Origin of the sequence: Bacillus sp. A260 (genome assembly GCF_009861435.1) — a bacterium.
Classification (GTDB): Bacteria; Bacillota; Bacilli; order Bacillales; family Bacillaceae_G; genus Bacillus_A; species Bacillus_A cereus.
Genome location: NZ_CP046398.1, coordinates 2,538,575 through 2,557,825 on the forward strand (window position 1 = coordinate 2,538,575; position 19,251 = coordinate 2,557,825).

Sequence of the window (19,251 nt, forward strand, 5' to 3'; positions counted from 1 at the left end):
ATATATTTGTAAATACTAAAAGATCAGGGAAAACATTTTAAAGCAATCGTTTGTTATCGCTTTCATTTTATAGACTTTCTATCAAGAGGTCAATATATTATTAATTTTCTGTTTTTATATATTTTAAACCTTATTTATTTGTCACAACTTCTTACAGATAAAGTGCCTCATTATTGCTTAGTCAGTTTATTTTCAACGATACATTGCCACGTAAAAAACAGCTAATATCCTTAAAATGACATTAGCTGTTTTTTATAATGTATTAATATATGAATGATAACTATATTTCTAAATTACTTAATTTTTGCTGCATCAAATGCTTTTTGAACTGCTTGAACTTCAGCTGTATTCGCACCATATTTATTAGTTGCCACTCGAATACATGCTGATCTCAATTCTTTGAAATTAGAAGTCATGTTTAACTCATCTGTATTTGCATAATAGAAAATATCAAACATTTTATCTTCACCAATTCCTTTAACAGTTACTCCGTTATGAGTTCCGCCTTTTGCAATCAGATACGCAACTTTATTAATAATACTTGAATTAAAATGAACACCGCCTTGATCCCATCCATTAAAATCGTTAAATTCACTGTAATCATCTGGATAAGGCACTCCAAGTGAAGATGGAACAGAAGCTGGGTTTTCCATATCACGGAAAACAGATCCCGTTTGTTCTCCCATTGTCCAGTTAAAGTTTCCATTATTTACGTATTTCTCAATAGATGTTCCCATAATATCAGATAGCGCCTCATTAATCGCACCGGATTCCCCGTAATATTCAAGATTAGATTCGCTAGAAGTAACAGCATGTGTAAATTCATGTCCAGCTACGTCATATGCTTTAACAATAGGATCGCCATATACAAGCATACTTCCATTATTAGCACTTAATGCATTCTGCCAATTTTTCGGATCATTCGTCTCTTCAGAATCCCAAGCGTGTACAACTGAAACTACCTTTTGTCCCTTATTATCAAAGCTATTACGCTTGTATTTATCTTTATAAAAATCAAATACTTTTGTTGCTAAGTAATGAGCACTTACTGCTTTTGGATCGTTAAATGTTGCCGAAGTACTTGTCGCTAATGTACCAGGATAATAGCTTTCTTCTTTAGTAATATCTCTGTAATTCACATCATATGTTTCAATGCCTTGCCCTCTTGTATAATCAGCAAGAGCATATTTGCCATTACTTTGTTTAGAGATACCAAATGAACGATTAATACCTAAATCATCTTTTCCTGTTCCGGTTAATGATGTAAGACTGCTTTGTTTACTTTTCTTTAAAGCTCCAACTAGTTTTTCACTTGCTTTTAAGTTAGATTCTTTTACCATATTTTTTAACATATCACCATTTTGTGCATTTACTAAATAAGTACCAGAAACATAGTTTGGTGTTGCAGCTTCGAAGGTAACTTGGTATGCATTGCTAGCTTGTCCATTATTTTCATCAACAAAAATAACCTCTTTAACTTCTGGCTCAGAAATAAACTTGATATCGTTCCCGTATTTCGTATAAATATATTGTTTTGCTTCATCTTTTGATAGATTAATAGTTTTTTTCAATTCTTCTTGTTTTAAATTTTGCGCGCTATCGCCTGAAACACTTTTAATAACACCCTTATTATCTACGTGTGCAGTTAATTGATGTCCATATACTTCTTTTCCTTCGTATGTTTGCTGCATACGCACAAGTGTAGTTCCATCATACGAACCACGTTTTTGAAGGACTTTATAATCTACTCCTGCTTCTCCATTGACTTGTTTTTGGGACAGAGCTTGTTCTGTTTTCTCCTTAAGTGCATCCTTTACTACATTTTCTGGTGCCTTTTGTGACGGCTGTGTAAGTTCACCCGAACGGAACGATTCCTCCTGAATTTGAACTTGTAGTTGATCTGTTTCCTCTGCATGACCTACCCCGTATGGTGCCACAGCTGTTAAAGCTAATCCTGTTGTTAATGCTACCTTAGTTAATGTCTTTTTGTTTTTCATTATTTCACCTCGTATAATTTTTGAAATAGAAAGCTTGTACAAAGTATACTGTCTATTAATGTCTAAAAAAAGAGAAAATACACAATTTATGTAACATTATGCAAAATTACATAAATTGTTGTCAATATTATAAATAATGAACGGAACACATATGTACATTAATTTGAATAAAAGAGAGTCCTTATAGGTGCTCACCCAATTGGTTAGTTATTAATTATCTATATTCATTGTAATAAAAGTATACTTACCTCTAAATAACAACATAAAAACCCACTCTTTACTATTGTAAGAGTGGGTTTAATGTTATTAAAATAACAATTACTATAAGAAATTTTATAATTTATATTTTTTTAGTAATCCTACTAAGTTTTTTGTAAAATTCACCTTTTGTCTTTACATGATTAAACTGATTTGGATTAATATTTGCTTTTTGTGAGAGTAATATAATCTCTTCTTTTGAAATTGAGTCTTTCGTATTTATAGATGCTATATTTGTGTATTTTCCGTCTTCTGTTTTTGGAATTTCTAAAATCCCTTTATTCACAAGATCAACTACCGCCTTATGCTCTGAAGAATGTAAATCTACACCAGTAATTTTCCAATTATGCATAACTTTTGGTGTGTATACACCGTTCTTTACCTCTTTTAAATATGTAATAGCAAGGTTACGAATGGTTCCGCCTGTTTCTCCAAATGCATTCTCTTGTTTAGATGACCAAATTTGTTCAAACTTACGCCCCTCTAAAGCTCCACCTTTTGCCTGAAGAGCCTCCATTCTATATGCATTCATTCCCAACGTCATAACATCGCTCATTTTGATTGGTTTGTTTGTACGAATAGAGCGTAAATTTGTAATTCTGCTTCCATATGGTTTTGTTAAGTCAATTTCGTATTTTACGCCTCCAAAGAAATCGTTCGTACTGTATTTAGATGCACGGCGGGTTTTATCAAAGCTAACGGTTACATCTCCGACACGAGATGAGTTAAAATATCCTGCTGCCCATTCCATATAGTCTTTTAAATCTTTTCCAGAAATCTTATATACTGTAATTTCTCCCAAGGCATATTGGTAATTGTACGCAATATCTTTTTTCTTAATAGGGCCTGTATCTAAACGGGCATAATCATTATCAATTTGATGGGCTACTACATCTGCTTTACTGTAGTAGAGCATAACTTCATGAAAGAAATCTGATAAAGGTGTTTCTTGAATCTGAACACTTGGAATACCCTTTATTTCATTTTCAGGAACAAGATTTCTACCCTTTAATTGAGCGACTACAACATTTGCATCTCCTCTCGCATATTCGTGAAAAGGTGTTAATGTTTCTTCAAGTGTAGGATCGGATAATATCGTTGTCCCATCAGCATTTTTTACAGGTATAGCGGTAGCAGTTTTATTTTTTAAAGCCAACTTCCCATCTTGCTTTGTAAAAGTAAGGTCAATACGTGAAATATGTGTTCCATATTTATCTGGTTCTGTAATAATTACGCCATTTACAACTTCTTTTTTTACAAGTTTATGCATATGAGCCGCAAAAATAGCACTTAGTTCCGGACAAGCATTTGCAATATCTTGAACACCAGTACCAGGGATACCATTCTCATTTTCTAGTCCCATATGCATAACTCCTACCATTACATCTACTTTACCTTCTAATTCCTTAATTGCCTTTTTCGTCTCTTCTACCGGATTTTTCACCACTAAACCATTTAAGTGATCTGTCCCTTTTTCAAAATCACTAATCATTGGTGTATTCATACCAATAATCCCAACTTTAATTCCACCTTTTTCTACAATTGTATATGCAGGAAGAAAGCGCTCTCCATTTTCCTTATAAATATTTCCTGCTAACGTTTTTCCCTTATATTGCTCACTAACTTTTTTCAATGTATCTAATCCAAAGTTGAATTCATGATTTCCAAATGCCCAGGCATCATATCCCATTGTATTCATCGCTACCATCATTGGCGATTGTGGCTTATCGTTGAATAATTCTACTGAGTTTCCTTGAATTGTATCCCCGGCATCTACTAATATGGTATTTGGATTTTCTTGACGGACCTTCTTTATAACCGTATAAAGCTGCGTCAAACTTCCACTCATATTTGCTCCATCAAGCGCATAATCCCAAGGCATAAATCTACCATGAATATCTGCAGTACCTAACAATGTAATATTAACTTCAGATTCCTCAGCCTTAGAGATAGATGGTTTGACTATTACTGCCGTTCCAAGCAGTAATAAAATTACAAAGTAACATACATAGTTCTTCCATTTCATTTTTTGCATAATAATAATATTTCTCCCCTTTTTGTACTTTCATAAAGTTGCTTGAACTTTAAAAATGTAACTTATTATTCAGGAAACTTCAACTACAAAAGATAATTTTGAAGGTGGTTCTGTTGCAAAAATAAAGAGAATAAATTGCATACATCCCCTAACAGAATTGTATTTTATCGTTTTCTGACAGAATACTCCTTCCTTAAGCGTGTGAAGTGTACTTTCAAAATAAGAACATATCATTTATCATTATTTCAATTTATTAAAACGTGCATATACAATATGTTATGATGATTAATTTTTTGAAAGTGTTTTTATTTCCTTCTAAATAAAAACACTTTCAAAAAAATAACCCCGCTCTTCATTTAAGACGGGGTTACACTTATACAGAAAATCGGATAGTTTCATATTTTCTTAAGCTTATTGGTCACTTTCAACTAATTTCATTCTATTTTTGTTTTCTTCTGAATCAATATGAATCAACCGTTTCCCCTGTTTATAATACGTATCAATAAATAGGGAATAATTTTTACTTTTCAATTTCACAAAGCAATTTTATCTCTTTTATTTGTGAAATATGACGCTGTTCATGTAAATAGATCAATTCTATCCACTGATCAAGGGATAATTCTCCAAGAGCTGGATGCATCACTGATTTTTTCGCTAATATAGACTCATCTTCTATTGTACTCAGGAAACGCATCAATTCTTTTCTTGATTCGTTTAGCATATTGAGCATTTGCTCCACTTCAAATGGTTCTATACTTGGTTCAATCATTTCTGGAGCTATAAACTTTTTCGTTCTATCTAATAAAATAGTGTGAATTTCTTTACGCTCATTTTGGGTACTATCTAACTTTTTTAACCCTGAGGAAATAACTGTTATCACTCTCTCATCTAATAAAACTAAATGATGACAAACTTGTGCAATACTCCATTTATCCTTATCTGGTTTCCTATTAAATTGAGCATCACTCAACAAAGTAATTTCCTCAAATAATTGATCTCTCGTTTCATAAAACTTGTCATTTACAAATGTATCCATGTGGATTCTCCTTTCATTGCAACCTACATACTTAAATTTCTACGCTAGAGATATTATCTTCAAAAAAAGTTTTTCTTTCACTACTATTCCAATTTTATTTTAAAGCCACAAATGAACTTATTTGTTTTTTTATATCTTTTTAATTGGCACAAATAAATCAACCTTTAACTTTCCGTCTAGATCTTCAGCAACATTATTTAAGCAAAACTCTAAATTATCTCTATCATAATCTGCATCATACTCACTATTTGGTAGCCACTCTACATACATGTATTGATACGCTTCACTTAATTTATGAGGTTCATCATAGAACTGGTATAGACCATATGTACCTCCATCTAATTTTTTAAATTGCACATCATGATACTTTTCTTTATCGAAGTTTTCAGGAATCGTAACACATGCATCATGCCGGCACTTATGACTTGCAACAAGTTCAGGATTATCCAATGATATTCCGATAAATGATTGCTCTGGTGGATACAGTTTATTTTCAATTGACCAATTCAGTAACTTTCCCCAGTGATCTTGCGGTTCAAAGTAGCTACCAGTTCGTCTTATATACGCTACTTCTAATGGTGGTAATTTTTTTATAACAACTTTCATTTATATCTTCTCCCCTATAAATATGTACACTGTTTAATTAGCTTTCTTTAACATTTATTCCTTCTTAAATAAAAAGAATTCTCTAATCATATAAAGTGAAACTTTAATCAGCGGGAGATGAATTTGAATTGAAATATAATTGATTACTATTACTACTAAAGTAGTATGTACTTTCATACTTTTATTTGATTTTACATTCTTTTTAAATCGATATATTAATTGTAAGAAAATAAAAAGGTGGAGGATTTTAATTGATTAAAGGAATATACGAAGCGCATTTACCAGTGAGTAATTTACAACAATCTATTGAATTTTATGAAAAACTAGGGCTGAAGTTAGCCTGGAGCGATGAATCAACAGCATTCTTTTGGATTGAGGAAGGGAAAAGTTGGCTAGGATTATGGGCGGGCTCTGAATACGAAACAAAATATCATCCTTCTTTACGTCATATTGCATTTAGAGTTTCCTATGAGGATTTAAAAGAATCATTACATTGGTTACACTCACTTCAAATTAAAGCTGTTCCGTTTGGGAGTAATGAATCTATTGAACCCTTTGTCCGTCCACATCAAGGTAATGCATCTGTTTATTTTATTGATCCAGATGGTAATAGCTTAGAACTTATTTGTCATATTGTTGTACCTAACGCACTAAAACATATAACTGATAAATTATCCTTTAAAGATTGGGAGACGCTATTAGCTGACACATTTGAATGAATACTAGTTATAAATCATAATGGCTCGCTTTTATTTTTATAACATGTATAACAATCTTGAATAATAATGTCCTATCAATTTATCATTAAATAAATGTAAAAAATGACCCTATTTATTCATTTTTAATGCGTATGTATGTACATTTGTTAATTTATTCGATATATTATGGGTATTGAATGATTACGTAAAGTGTAAAGGTCGCTTATATAACACCTTATATTTTTATATCCGTGAAAACTACAAAGTGTATGAAAATCCATTTGTCAAATGAATTTAGTGCGGAAGGAGGTTTGTGGTTACTTCATAGGGTATAATAATCAGTTTTTTACTGATAAAAATATAGGAGGCGACATAATGTTTCGTACGATTTCAAATTTCATGAGAGTAGCTGAGATAAGAAGGAAAATCCTTTTTACACTAGCGATGTTAATCGTTTTTCGAATTGGCACGTTTATTCCAGTTCCTCATACTAACGCAGAGGTATTAAAAGTACAAGATCAAGCTAACGTTCTAGGTATGTTAAACGTATTTGGCGGAGGAGCATTGCAACACTTCTCAATCTTTGCTGTAGGTATTACACCATATATTACAGCTTCCATCATAGTACAGTTACTACAAATGGATGTTATACCTAAATTTTCGGAATGGGCAAAGCAAGGAGAAATGGGCCGTAAGAAATCAGCTCAATTCACTCGATACTTTACAATCATTCTCGCATTCATACAGGCCATCGGAATGTCTTATGGCTTTAATAATATAGCAGGTGGACAATTAATAACAGATCAAAGCTGGACTACATACTTATTTATTGCGACAGTTTTAACTGCAGGTACTGCATTTTTACTTTGGTTAGGCGAACAAATTACCGCTAACGGAGTTGGTAATGGTATTTCGATGATTATCTTCGCAGGTCTCGTTGCCGCGATTCCAAATGTTGCAAATCAAATTTATTTACAACAATTCCAAAATGCTGGCGATCAGCTATTTATGCACATAATAAAAATTGTTTTAATTGGACTCGTAATTTTAGCGATAGTTGTTGGTGTTATTTACATTCAACAAGCTGTACGTAAAATACCGATCCAATATGCAAAAGCTGTTTCAGGAAACAATCAATATCAAGGAGCAAAAAACACTCATTTACCGCTTAAAGTAAATAGTGCTGGTGTTATACCAGTTATCTTTGCTTCTGCATTTTTAATGACGCCGCGTACAATTGCGCAGCTCTTCCCTGATTCAAGCGTATCAAAATGGTTAGTTGCAAATCTTGATTTCGCACATCCAATTGGAATGACACTTTATGTCGGTCTTATCGTTGCTTTCACATACTTCTACGCATTTATTCAAGTAAATCCTGAACAAATGGCTGAGAATTTGAAAAAGCAAAATGGATATGTTCCTGGTATTCGTCCTGGTAAAGCAACTGAACAATATGTAACTAAAATTTTATACCGTTTAACATTTATCGGTGCAATTTTCTTAGGTGCTATTTCTATATTACCGCTCGTATTCACGAAAATTGCTACGTTACCACCTTCTGCTCAAATTGGTGGTACAAGCTTACTTATCATTGTCGGTGTAGCACTAGAAACTATGAAGACGTTAGAAAGCCAGCTTGTAAAACGTCATTATAAAGGCTTTATTAAAAAAGTGAATTAATTATCAAAAACACAGTTGGTTATTTTTCCAACTGTGTTTTTGATTTTATCAGTCCTGTAATATACAGGGCTGTTGCTTTATTAAACTACATCTCCTTCTCTAATAACCGCCCTTTTTTGAAATAAGTCCGTAGCGTTGAACGATTGGCCAAAAATACACCAATCAATATAAGACAAGCCCCCATTCCCATTGTAGGATTTAAAGGCTCTCCTAAAATGATATATCCCACAATTATTGCAATTAATGGTGATACATATAACCACGTCGATGGAAATACTGGGTTTGTTTTTGATAAGAGCCAGTAATATAATCCGTGTCCACCGATCGATCCGATAAATATGAGATATAAAATAGGCCATTGTACACTCCATGAAGTTAATACAGTTACATTTGGTTGTTCTACAATAATAGATGCGATTAGTAGTAAAATCCCTCCATAAAACATTTGAATTCCGTTAATAAGAAATGGTGATACATTTGATAAATCTGAAAGTATTTCTTTTGAACGAATAGAGCCTATTCCGTAAAATAGCTCCCCTATAACTAAAACAATACAAGCAATACTCCATATGAAACTTACTTGTTGATGCATTCCTGGTAAAGAAACAAATATAACACCTATTAGTGCAATAACTAAAGCAACGAGTTGTTCCTTTTGTAATTTCTCCCTATTCCTCTTTGCTTGTATTAATAAAATCATCATTGGTCCCGTAGCAGAAAGAACAGCAGCTAATCCCGAAGAAATATATTGTTCTGACCAATATAAACTTGCGAATGTCATAAATGTTAAACAAAATCCAGCATACATAATACGTTTTGAAAATATATGTGGCATAATTTCTTTTCGCTTTAATTTAAAAATAATCATAAGGATTATACCCGCTAAAAAGAAACGAATTCCTGCTGAAAACAACGGTGGCGCTCCTGCTTCAATTCCAATTTTAATCGTTAAAAATGTTGTCCCGAAAATAATACATACTAAAATGTAATTAAAAATGACCATTTTACTTCCTCCTTTTTACTCTTAAAATGAGTATAGAGGCTATGGTGTATAACAGTGTATCGGTACATATAACAGTTACTTCAAGTTGTAGTTGATTCCCTATATATTTTTCGCTTTAATTAAATTAAAAAGAAAAATAGGTGAACCTATGAAGATTGTATTGCGTAAAGAATCAAACATACCGTATTACAAGCAAATATATATGCAAATTGTTGAAAGAGTACAAAGTGGTATGCTTTCACATGGTGAATCCCTTCCTTCTTTACGTTGTATGGCCACAGATTTACAAATCAATGTATTAACTGTTCGTAAAGCTTATAAACAGTTAGAAACGAAAGGGTATATACGCATCGAACAAGGAAAAGGTGCTTACATATATAAACGTGTAAAGAAAGATTTCAAACCGATACCGTATAAATGGCAACAATCAAGATCTATTAATGTTATGCGTTCTCAATATGCAATGAATAAACACCGTAAATATTATGATTTTTCACAAGCAATTCTGTATCCCCGTCTGTTACCGAATCCATTTTTGGCAGACGAAATGCATAAATTGCTGGATAAAAATCCGATGTTGTTAGCAACTTATGGGCCAGTTCAAGGCGATTATGAATTGCGAGTTGAAATAGCAAATTACTTAAATGAACACCAGAAATTAGTGACGGACCCATCTCAATTATTAATTACAAGCGGAGCACAACAAGGAATTGATTTAATTGCTCAAACATTATTAAAACCTGGAGATACTGTATTAGTAGAAAGTCCGTGTTACAGTGCCGCGCTTGATGTTTTCATCAATAAAGGTGTTCAAATCATTCCTGTTTCTCTTGATAATCATGGAGTTCGCTCCGACTTAATTGATGATATTTGTCAAAGTAAAAATCCCGTTTTATTGTATACGAATCCGACCTTCCAAAACCCGACAGGTACAGTAATGAGTAAAGAACGAAGAATGGAACTTATAGAACTAGCGGGGCTATATCAATTTTTTATCATTGAAGATGATTCTTTCGGAGAAATATATTTTGAAGATGCTGTAGTACCACCTCCAATCAAAAGTTTTGATAAGGATGGCCACGTAATATATATAAAAGGATTTAGTAAAACGTTAGCACCAGGATTGCGTATTGCAGCACTTATTGCCGATGGCCCTATTTTTGAGTGGCTATATGCAGTGAAAGGTTCAATGGATATCGGTAGTCCTTTATTAACACAAAAGGCACTTCTACCGTTTTTACGTGCGGAACGTATGAAAAATCATTTAGAAAAATTACGAACAGCTTTACAAATGAGACGTGATTTAACAATTGATATATTATCGCCATTAAAAGAACTAAACTTTGAAATACCAAATGGCGGTTTTAATTTATGGGTGACACTGCCTGATTCGATAGATCCCTTTACCTTATTACAAAAAGCAAATGAAGTAGATGTCTCTTTTTTACCAGGAACAGCTTGTCTATTAAATTACGAAACAAATGATAACCAATTAAGAATTAGCTATTCAATGTTAAACGAGAAAGATATGGAAATTGGATTAGAGAAATTACACGATACAATACGAAACAGTATTTATTAGAAGTAATATCACAATAGCCAACAATAAATAATACCTGCAAATGAAAATGTATAGTATGGGATATTATTTATTGTTGAGCTTTTTCGTTATTCAAATCTAGTTACTCTATAAGCTGTAATCTTGATTATCATTCCACTTTAACTACAATCTTTCCTCTAACATGTTGTCCTTCACTCAAAATATGAGCTTCTCGAACTCCTGCTTCATTAAATGGCACCACTTTACTTATGATTGGTTTGATTTTCCCGTTTACAATTAAAGCTGATAATTCTTCTAATTGTTTTCCATTTGGTTTTAGCCATAAAAATCCTGATTTTATTCCTTCTACTTTTTGTAGTGGTTCATGAACAATGGAAACTAGAACACCACCAGGTTTAATAATTCGAAAACTTTTTTCTTGCACTTCGCCACCTATTGTATCTAACACAATATCAAAATCTGATACTAGTTCTTCAAATTTATCTTTTTTATAATCAATAACGAGATCCGCTCCTAAAGACTGTAAAAATTCTTTATTTTTTCTACTAGCAGTCGTGGCAACAAAAGCTCCAAATGATTTTGCGATTTGGATTGCCAAACTTCCAACGCCACCAGCTCCAGCATGAATGAATACACGGTCATTTTCTTTTATTTTTGCGTAATCTACAAGACTTTGCCACGCTGTAAGTCCTGCAAGAGGAATAGAAGCTGCTTCTTCGTAACTAATATTATTAGGCATATGTGATACTAAATCTAATTGTACTGCAATGAATTCAGCATAAGATCCGCTTCCTATATTTTCAGGTTTCGTAAACACTTTATCTCCTATATTGAAACACTCTACATCTTCTCCAACTTCTTCAATAACTCCAGCTACATCTAATCCTAAAGTGATTGGAAATGAAAAGCGTAACTGTTCTTGTAAGTCCCCTTTTCTTATTTTCCAATCAACTGGATTAACAGATGTTGCATGAATACGTATTAATACCTCATTATTCTTAACAACCGGTTTTAAAACTTGTCTTTCTTTTAATTCTTCAACACTGCCATATCGATCAATAACAATTGCTTTCATTTCCTCTCCTCCTTGCTGTTTATTTTAATAACATACAATTATTTCTCAAAATTTTTTGCCTTGAATTACCATATACTTATTTTTGGGGGTAATTATGCAAAAAGCATTATAAAGTAAAACTTTAATCATTCCTCACCAATCGGGCTCTTACTGCCCGGCAAATAGCGGGATGAATTTCAAAAAGAATCTTACACACATCTTAGAATTATTCAAAACTGTATTATTAATTAAATTCAAAAGAAATGGGGCTAACTTTATGAGTGAAAAGATATTTAAAATAAACGGTATTGATATATGTACAGAAAGCTTCGGTAACTCTAATGATCCCGCTATTTTATTAATTATGGGAGCTACTTGTTCAATGATATATTGGGATGAAGAATTTTGTGAACAGTTGGCGAACACAGGAAAATTTGTTATTCGCTTTGATAATCGCGATGTTGGACGCTCTGTTACATATGAACCTGGCACTTCAAATTATTCAGTAACAGATATGGCTGAAGATGCAATCGGGGTATTAGACGCTTATCATATTGATAAAGCCCATCTTTTTGGTATGTCATTAGGTGGTATGATTGCTCAAATTGCCGCTGTAAAACATCCCGAAAGAATTTTGACGCTAACTTTACTAGCGACTAGTGTAATAGGATCTGATAATAATACTCGCGATTTACCCCCAATGGATGAAAGGATTTTAACACATCATGTAAAGAGCGCAAGTATTGATTGGACAAATAAAAATGATGTGGCAGAGTATTTAGTTTCAGGATCTCGTCTATTATGTGGATCAGAACGAATATTTGATGAAAATAGAGTTTATACACAAGTAAAACAAGAAATAGAACGCGCAAACAATTTATTAAGTATGTTTAATCACGCTTTACTTCAAGGTGATGATGCATATGAAGGTGTACTTCACTCCATACAAGCACTAACATTGGTTATTCATGGAACAGACGATACAGCACTCCCATTTGAACATGGCCTCGCACTAATTGATGAAATTCCAAGCTCAGTACTATTAACTCTTAAAGGGGCAGGTCATGAAAATCATCCAAATGATTGGGAAAGCATAATTACTGCGGTTTCTAAACATACATCTGAAATTTAGACAAACAAATAATTAACAGAAGGGGGCACAAATTGTATTGTGCCCCCTTCCATTTACAAACAAAAACCCATCACTGTATTCGTATGTATAGTGATGGGACTTCTTATATTTTTCTATGTTTAAAAAAATGGACAATCTAATTGATCAACAGATTCCCATAATTTTTTTTTTGCATTTTCGGTGGATGTATTTGCTTCTAGTGTCATGTTTTTAAAAGGGTTTACTTCGACTTTTAATAAGGATGAAGGCTCCACATATAATGAGAAAACATGGCTGCTTGGTAAAGCTTTTGAAACGTCAATATCTCCTACTTGTTTAAATAATTGCTGCGCAGCAAAAAAGAAGAAATTAGTTGGATTTGATTGTTTATTCAGCCACGCAAGCATTTCAGGTGATACCGATTTATGAATATTGATTTTTACTCGATCACCACGTTTATATCGCCTAGATCGCATACTTCCACCAACTAACTTATCGTTAAGTTTGTAAATCCTAACTCTTTTTGCTTATGCTCTCTATATTTTGGCGAACAAGTATAAACTAATAATCCTCGTGCATTTGTAAATAACGGATTATCTACAAAGATTACATTTTTGAGTCGTCCTTTTTGCTTTAAAATCATTTTTAAACTGTTTTTAATAATTACTGCACCCCCGCCATAAATAAACACGTATGGATCGTCTTTCATATCATCAATTTTATTTATAATATCTGTTGCAACACGTGCTGCTAAACCTAATAGCGCTGGCTGTGATTCCTCAACTAATAAGGTATTTCTCGGATGCTTATCATTTAAATAAATTTGATTGAATTCTGTAATACTATCAATCGTCTTAGTTGGATACTTCCGGTTCCATCTCGTAATGATTTGTAGTAACGTCTCTTTTACACCATAAGATAAACCTTTACTTAGTTGCGGACGGAAATTTACCCCTAATGAAACGACTTCTTCTGTCGTCCCTGCACCAATATCAAAAGAGAGTAGAGTTTTATCTACAAAATCAATTTCAGAAACTTGATTTTGCTCACATTCTATTTTATGTTTCACAACATTTCCTTCTTCATCGTATACAATGCCCCACGTCCCAGAAGCACCCTCAGGCAGGCATTTACAATACTCAATTGAAACATTAATTGTCACATCGCGTCCGTTCGGATAATGGAAAATAACCTTATGATTTCCCATATAACGTTTTGCATTTTCAGCAGCTATTTCTTGTGTAATAAGCTGCATAGGAAGAGCGACAGATAAATCATAACGAATATTAATATGGCTAGAAGTTGGACTTTGACGCATAGCGCTTACCGCCAAACCTGATAGTATTGTAATAACCATTAACTCATCCGTTGACTTATTTGATTTCTTCTCTACCTCAGTACCTTTTAATTGATCTTGAATGACTTTTTCTCCAACGATGTATCGTACATTATTTAGCATTAACGATGGCGAACTTATAGTCACATCAATGTGGTTTTCTAATTCAGATAATGAAACATCTACCTCATCTAAGAGTCCTGTCGGCTCACCTATATATAAAGAATAAATACTCGGAATAAAAATAGGGTCTTGCCCTTTCACCATTAACTTCAAACCGTTGTTTCCTGCATCTGCACCAGCTTTTAAAAGTATAGACATAACTACCCCCTAAATTAATCTGACATCCCTTCCAAATATATGCGAGCCCATTCTTTTACATTCAAATGTATTGTAATTTTTTATTTATCATAAAACCAAAATATTGCATACTTACATATTATATGTAAAAAGTATTTGACATGATACTTTTCCAATTTTATACTTATATTTGTAAAGAGTTTTTTACAATCGAGGGGGGGCGATTATTTATTGAATACTAAAAAAACTATTTTTATAATCATTGTTTTAGCATTAATTGCAATACTAGTACATGGCACATATAAATACATCACTGAAGGTTCTATTTTGGGTGGTACGATTTTTGCTATCTCGTTAATACTTAGTAATTTAATTAATCACATTACTTGGGGAGATCCCCACGGTGTGTCAGAAGAAAGTCAAGATGAAATGGGCCAACAAATTACATATAAAAGCTTTAAAATTGCGTATTTTGTGCTTGTAGTTGTAATGTTCCTTTTATTAATCTTCTCCGAAGGATTTTCTATGGGGGCTAATTTAGATGGAGTAAAAAACCTCCCCCTGTTCATCGCAATTTGCTCTTCATTCTTTATTTATCCTATTGTCGAACTCATAGTTGCAAAACAATATAAGTAAAAAGATGAGGTTTTCTACATGTAGAAAACCTCATCTTTTTATATTTACATACTCTCTACAATTGCTTTTAATTTATTCACAGTCCGCCAATTCCTAACTGTAGCTGGTGTATGTAACTTCTGAAACTGGTTCATTAATTTAGAATTTCGAATGCTATTTTTGAAAAATAAATAAACGACCTTCTCATCTATATAGCAATCTTCAAGTTCACTTTTAAATGTAAGCAATTGACTACTCTCTTCTTCAGAAAGTACATTAGCTAAAAAAGCAATATGAACACTTTCTCCTTCTAACAATGAATGAACTTCATATGGACATTGTTTAATAATATTTATAAATTCATCATGTGTTCTTAGCATGACTGGAACATCGAAATCAAATTCTTTTTTTATTTCAGATTGTATTTGGTCCTTTAGAAAGTTTATACCTTCCTCAGATTCGAACACAATATTACCACTTTGTATATATGTTTTCACTTGTTTTAACCCTATTGATTCAAACACTCGTTTTAAATCAGCCATTTTGATTACTTTATGGCCACCGACATTGATTCCTCTTAGTAATGCAATATAAAATGTCATATTATCCCCCCACAGTAAAATGAACTTATCAATTGAATCGGTTTTCCCACTCATATTTCTCGGATATTTGTTTTAATTCTTCTAACATATCATGAATAGATAATACCTCAAATAAAATAATAGATTCACTTGAAAAATGGTGATGATAATGATTTGGTTTATAATCTTTTAAATCATTTTTATAACTCCAAGTTGGGATGTTAAAAAAAATCACAAACTAACACTGTAAGAAAAACTGCAATCCCAGTTTTAATCACTCTTCCTCCAACGATATTCCATTTTCTATCTTGATTCATTTTTTATATCCTTCATTCCTGTTTCATTTTATATACATATATTATATATTGTTAAAATAAAAAAACCTACTACTTGAATATTTAAGAGTAAGTTTTCTATCTCATTATTTCATTATAGGTAAATGCATTATTATTTGTTGGCCAATTGGTCCCATTCTTCTAAAACCTTTATCTTGGAAACCAACTTTTGCATATAAATTTTGTGCAGGAATATTTCTTTCATTCACAGCAAGTACAACTTCATTTTTTATTGGAAAATAACGTTTTACAAACTCTTCTAATAATAACAATGACTTTTTAGCGAATCCTTTTCTTTGTCTATTGTGATTAATAGAAAATGACGTTAAAAGTAAAGCATCCTCATTATCTGTGAACTCCTTTACTCTATCTCCCGTTTCCAATGCGAAAAGACCCACCGGTACCCCATTGTGATCTAAAATAACAATCACATTTTTTGTATAATCACTTTTTGCTTTCTCCAGTAATGCGCTTGGATCTGATGTAAACTGAACTTGTTCACTTGGTAAAGTAAATGTTTGTATAACTTCTTTATATTTCTCCTTATACGGAGCTAATTGAATTTCCCCTGTGTGTATGTTCATGCTAAACTCTCCCATTTTTTAGCTTATTAACTTATACCTTGCTGTGCTTTTGAATGCACTCTTCCATCTAAAAAGGTAATTTCAACAAATGAATTTGGATCGTTCCCTTTCCAAGCAAAAATTTGTTTAATTTGTGTAGAATGCTCTACCCCTTCTTCTATAAGTAAATCTCCTTCAAAACCAATTAAATCTTTCACTTCTGTATAAGTCATTCCTTCATTTATACTCGAGAAATGATTTATATTGATAGACTCTTTCTGTTGCCTTTCCATCACAGTAGAAGAAGTTGCTGTTTGGTTTTTCACTTCTTTTCTCTGTTCACACGCTGTCATACTGAAACCTAAGCATAAACTAAACAATATACATGCGCTTTTTTTCATCATAACAGTTGTCCCTCCCATGATAATTAAACCATATATTCCCTTAAAAATAAACTGAATATTTAATATTATATTTAAAAACCTCGTACAATTAAGTACGAGGCTAATTTCATTTATTCAAATGATTATTTGATTGATCATCCTGTTCTTTTCTTAACTCTTGTTCTTCATCTTTTGGTAATTGTTTATCATTATCTTTAATTGGATTCGTTTCTCTATTTTCTATCATATCATTTGGAACTTGTGGCATTACTCGGCCCACAATAGCGGCTAATTCATCTAGTATACCTTCACCTGTTTTTCCTTTTTTAATTTGCTTTCCGATTTGTTTGAGGCGTTCATACGTATCAACATCTGCTACAACGACTGCATTAGCACCGTCAGGGTCATTTTTTAAACTTTCTGCAACAGAGTATTTAATTGATTCAACTCGAGTTCGATCAAGTTTTGCTTTTACATCAATACCTACAATAGCATATTTTCCAACAACGACCGCTGTTGCATCATTCACACCTGGCACACTTGCTGCTAAAGATGCTAAATGATCTGCTGCTTTTTCATTTGGCTTATTTGATTTATTCGTATAATTAACATTTTTCATTGAAACATTTTTTTGTTCCGGCTTTTCGTTTGGATTGTCTTTTTTTCCAATACTGCATCCAGTTATAACGAAGCAAAGCATCAATATATATATTAGAGTTTTCATTATTTTCACCACTTCACTATTAAGGTTTAATCATAAATTTTTTCAACAGCTTGCATTTTCTTTACCTTTTCCTCGGCCCCGCTATTAGCATTAATGAATATTTGGTACGTATCTTTTCCTAAAGTGCCTACAAATTCATAGCAAAGCACTTCATTATGCAAATCATTGACTACTAAAGCTTTACGTTCTTCCATGACTTTTACATCCGGATTGATTTTCTTTCTTGCTTCTGCTGCAGTTAGCTTTGCCGATGGAACTGTTCGCTTTTGATGTGACGCTAAGTATTCTTTTGCGGAGAACCCAACGATAGAACCATCATCTAAAGCAATTTTCATTTGGATTGCTTCTGGATAAATTCGTACTCCATTTTCATTTACTACATACGTAAATACACCAACATTATCATATTGAGAGCTATCATAAAGCTCCATATTATTAAACTTATGGTCCTTTAAAAATTTCAAACCTTTACTACCTGCATCGTTTAAACTAACTTTCTGTTCTTTAATTTCGCGGTTATTCATAACCCAAATTGGATATCCGCCTTTTCCGGTAATATCCATATAGAACTCATTGTTCGTTGCTTCATCTTTAATTTTCACACTATAGAAGGATTCTTTCGCACCTTTTCCGCTTTTCTCAACATCTACTTTTTCATTTCCTTTTAAATTCAAAAACGATTTGGCAATTTTCGCCGCTTCATCTTTAGAAATTGCCTTTCCTTCCGCTTCAAATCCACCTTTTTTATTTTTTTGCGCACTTGTAAAGGTCGGTCCGAAGTTTGTAGAAGAATATGATGTTACGTTTTTCTCTACAGTTTTCAATCCATCAATAATTGTGTTATCTGCTGGATCGCGATTTGATGCAAGTGCCATTTCTACATCCATCCAGCGTAAATTATTTTTCAAAACAAGATGTTGTACTTTTCTTAGTTCATCTTGTATATTTCCTGCATTTGAATATAAAGTTTGTAGCGTTTTATATTCTTGCTCATTTAACGGCTCTTTTTCTAAATCACGAATGGCTGCACGGTAACTGAAATCACCGATATTCGCTAAAAATTCTTCCGTTTTATTAAATGGCATTAATGTTAAAGGTAGTTGTCCTACATCTGAGCGAGCTTCAGATGTTAAACGCCATACATCCGCTAATGCAGGTGATAAAGATGATCGTGAATTCATCGCAAGTGTTGTGCCAATTTTATCGTGTAATAAATCGACTTCGTATGCTAAATCATGGAATGCACGTTGATAGCTATTTTCCGCTCGAATTAAAACCGCATTTTTCTCTTGGTGCTCTTTATAGCCCCAATAGCCTGTTCCTACTACACCGACTGTTAATAATACAATGATAATACCTCGTAACATTGTCCCAC

Annotated in this window: 18 protein-coding genes; 5 read left to right on the forward strand and 13 right to left on the reverse strand. The window is 32.8% G+C overall.

Annotated features, from left to right (window positions below; translation table 11 throughout):
* Window positions 1-293: 293 nt before the first annotated feature.
* From GD442_RS12780 to GD442_RS12795, 4 genes are all read right to left on the reverse strand, one after another.
* The gene (locus GD442_RS12780) at window positions 294-1,997 is read right to left on the reverse strand and encodes a M4 family metallopeptidase (protein WP_000791448.1); all 1,704 of its coding nucleotides are present in this window, start codon (window positions 1,995-1,997) and stop codon (window positions 294-296) included.
* Window positions 1,998-2,337: 340 nt separating this feature from the next.
* Complete coding sequence (locus tag GD442_RS12785) at window positions 2,338-4,290, reverse strand: bifunctional metallophosphatase/5'-nucleotidase (RefSeq protein ID WP_159365102.1); 1,953 nt, start codon at window positions 4,288-4,290, stop codon at window positions 2,338-2,340.
* Window positions 4,291-4,810: 520 nt separating this feature from the next.
* The gene (locus GD442_RS12790; RefSeq protein WP_000379366.1) at window positions 4,811-5,326 is read right to left on the reverse strand and encodes a DinB family protein; all 516 of its coding nucleotides are present in this window, start codon (window positions 5,324-5,326) and stop codon (window positions 4,811-4,813) included.
* A 129-nt stretch (window positions 5,327-5,455) separates the two neighbouring features.
* Complete coding sequence (locus tag GD442_RS12795; RefSeq protein ID WP_000869612.1) at window positions 5,456-5,932, reverse strand: AraC family transcriptional regulator; 477 nt, start codon at window positions 5,930-5,932, stop codon at window positions 5,456-5,458.
* A gap of 251 nt (window positions 5,933-6,183) precedes the next feature.
* Between GD442_RS12795 and GD442_RS12800 the strand changes: the two genes are divergently transcribed.
* Together GD442_RS12800 and secY are read left to right on the forward strand one after the other, a co-directional pair.
* Complete coding sequence (locus GD442_RS12800) at window positions 6,184-6,651, forward strand: VOC family protein (RefSeq protein WP_000589640.1); 468 nt, start codon at window positions 6,184-6,186, stop codon at window positions 6,649-6,651.
* A gap of 354 nt (window positions 6,652-7,005) precedes the next feature.
* On the forward strand, window positions 7,006-8,310 hold the full coding sequence (gene secY / locus GD442_RS12805; protein ID WP_000490135.1) for a preprotein translocase subunit SecY: 1,305 nt from the start codon (window positions 7,006-7,008) through the stop codon (window positions 8,308-8,310).
* 85 nt (window positions 8,311-8,395) lie between these two features.
* Here secY and GD442_RS12810 read toward each other — a convergent pair whose 3' ends face one another.
* Window positions 8,396-9,313, reverse strand: coding sequence for a DMT family transporter (locus tag GD442_RS12810; RefSeq protein ID WP_000234337.1), 918 nt, complete (start codon window positions 9,311-9,313; stop codon window positions 8,396-8,398).
* Between the two features lie 148 nt (window positions 9,314-9,461).
* On the opposite strand from GD442_RS12810, the gene pdxR reads away from it, so the two are divergent.
* A complete protein-coding gene (gene pdxR, locus GD442_RS12815; RefSeq protein WP_000706781.1) occupies window positions 9,462-10,895 on the forward strand; it encodes a MocR-like pyridoxine biosynthesis transcription factor PdxR in 1,434 nt (477 codons plus the stop codon).
* A 127-nt stretch (window positions 10,896-11,022) separates the two neighbouring features.
* Here pdxR and GD442_RS12820 read toward each other — a convergent pair whose 3' ends face one another.
* Complete coding sequence (locus GD442_RS12820; RefSeq protein WP_000644577.1) at window positions 11,023-11,949, reverse strand: NADP-dependent oxidoreductase; 927 nt, start codon at window positions 11,947-11,949, stop codon at window positions 11,023-11,025.
* A 256-nt stretch (window positions 11,950-12,205) separates the two neighbouring features.
* Between GD442_RS12820 and mleBCA the strand changes: the two genes are divergently transcribed.
* On the forward strand, window positions 12,206-13,060 hold the full coding sequence (gene mleBCA / locus GD442_RS12825; RefSeq protein WP_001290784.1) for a BCA family alpha/beta fold macrolide esterase: 855 nt from the start codon (window positions 12,206-12,208) through the stop codon (window positions 13,058-13,060).
* Window positions 13,061-13,179: 119 nt separating this feature from the next.
* Here mleBCA and GD442_RS12830 read toward each other — a convergent pair whose 3' ends face one another.
* Both GD442_RS12830 and GD442_RS12835 read right to left on the reverse strand, forming a co-directional pair.
* Window positions 13,180-13,515 carry a hypothetical protein gene (locus GD442_RS12830; protein WP_001257761.1) on the reverse strand — a complete coding sequence of 112 codons (336 nt, stop codon included), beginning with the start codon at window positions 13,513-13,515 and terminating at the stop codon, window positions 13,180-13,182.
* A gap of 11 nt (window positions 13,516-13,526) precedes the next feature.
* The gene (locus GD442_RS12835; RefSeq protein ID WP_000025622.1) at window positions 13,527-14,696 is read right to left on the reverse strand and encodes a ParM/StbA family protein; all 1,170 of its coding nucleotides are present in this window, start codon (window positions 14,694-14,696) and stop codon (window positions 13,527-13,529) included.
* A 210-nt stretch (window positions 14,697-14,906) separates the two neighbouring features.
* Between GD442_RS12835 and GD442_RS12840 the strand changes: the two genes are divergently transcribed.
* Window positions 14,907-15,311: a hypothetical protein gene (locus tag GD442_RS12840; RefSeq protein ID WP_001093141.1), complete on the forward strand. Its 405-nt coding sequence runs from the start codon at window positions 14,907-14,909 to the stop codon at window positions 15,309-15,311.
* A 44-nt stretch (window positions 15,312-15,355) separates the two neighbouring features.
* Here GD442_RS12840 and GD442_RS12845 read toward each other — a convergent pair whose 3' ends face one another.
* From GD442_RS12845 to ypeB, 5 genes are all read right to left on the reverse strand, one after another.
* On the reverse strand, window positions 15,356-15,892 hold the full coding sequence (locus tag GD442_RS12845) for a DUF1697 domain-containing protein (protein ID WP_000145145.1): 537 nt from the start codon (window positions 15,890-15,892) through the stop codon (window positions 15,356-15,358).
* Between the two features lie 400 nt (window positions 15,893-16,292).
* Complete coding sequence (locus tag GD442_RS12855; RefSeq protein WP_002025890.1) at window positions 16,293-16,805, reverse strand: GNAT family N-acetyltransferase; 513 nt, start codon at window positions 16,803-16,805, stop codon at window positions 16,293-16,295.
* Window positions 16,806-16,816: 11 nt separating this feature from the next.
* Window positions 16,817-17,173: a hypothetical protein gene (locus tag GD442_RS12860; protein WP_000976446.1), complete on the reverse strand. Its 357-nt coding sequence runs from the start codon at window positions 17,171-17,173 to the stop codon at window positions 16,817-16,819.
* Between the two features lie 106 nt (window positions 17,174-17,279).
* On the reverse strand, window positions 17,280-17,876 hold the full coding sequence (locus GD442_RS12865; RefSeq protein WP_000854053.1) for a YhcN/YlaJ family sporulation lipoprotein: 597 nt from the start codon (window positions 17,874-17,876) through the stop codon (window positions 17,280-17,282).
* A gap of 26 nt (window positions 17,877-17,902) precedes the next feature.
* Window positions 17,903-19,243, reverse strand: a complete 1,341-nt coding sequence (ypeB, locus tag GD442_RS12870; protein ID WP_000943727.1) for a germination protein YpeB — start codon at window positions 19,241-19,243, stop codon at window positions 17,903-17,905.
* Between the last annotated feature and the right edge of the window lie 8 nt (window positions 19,244-19,251).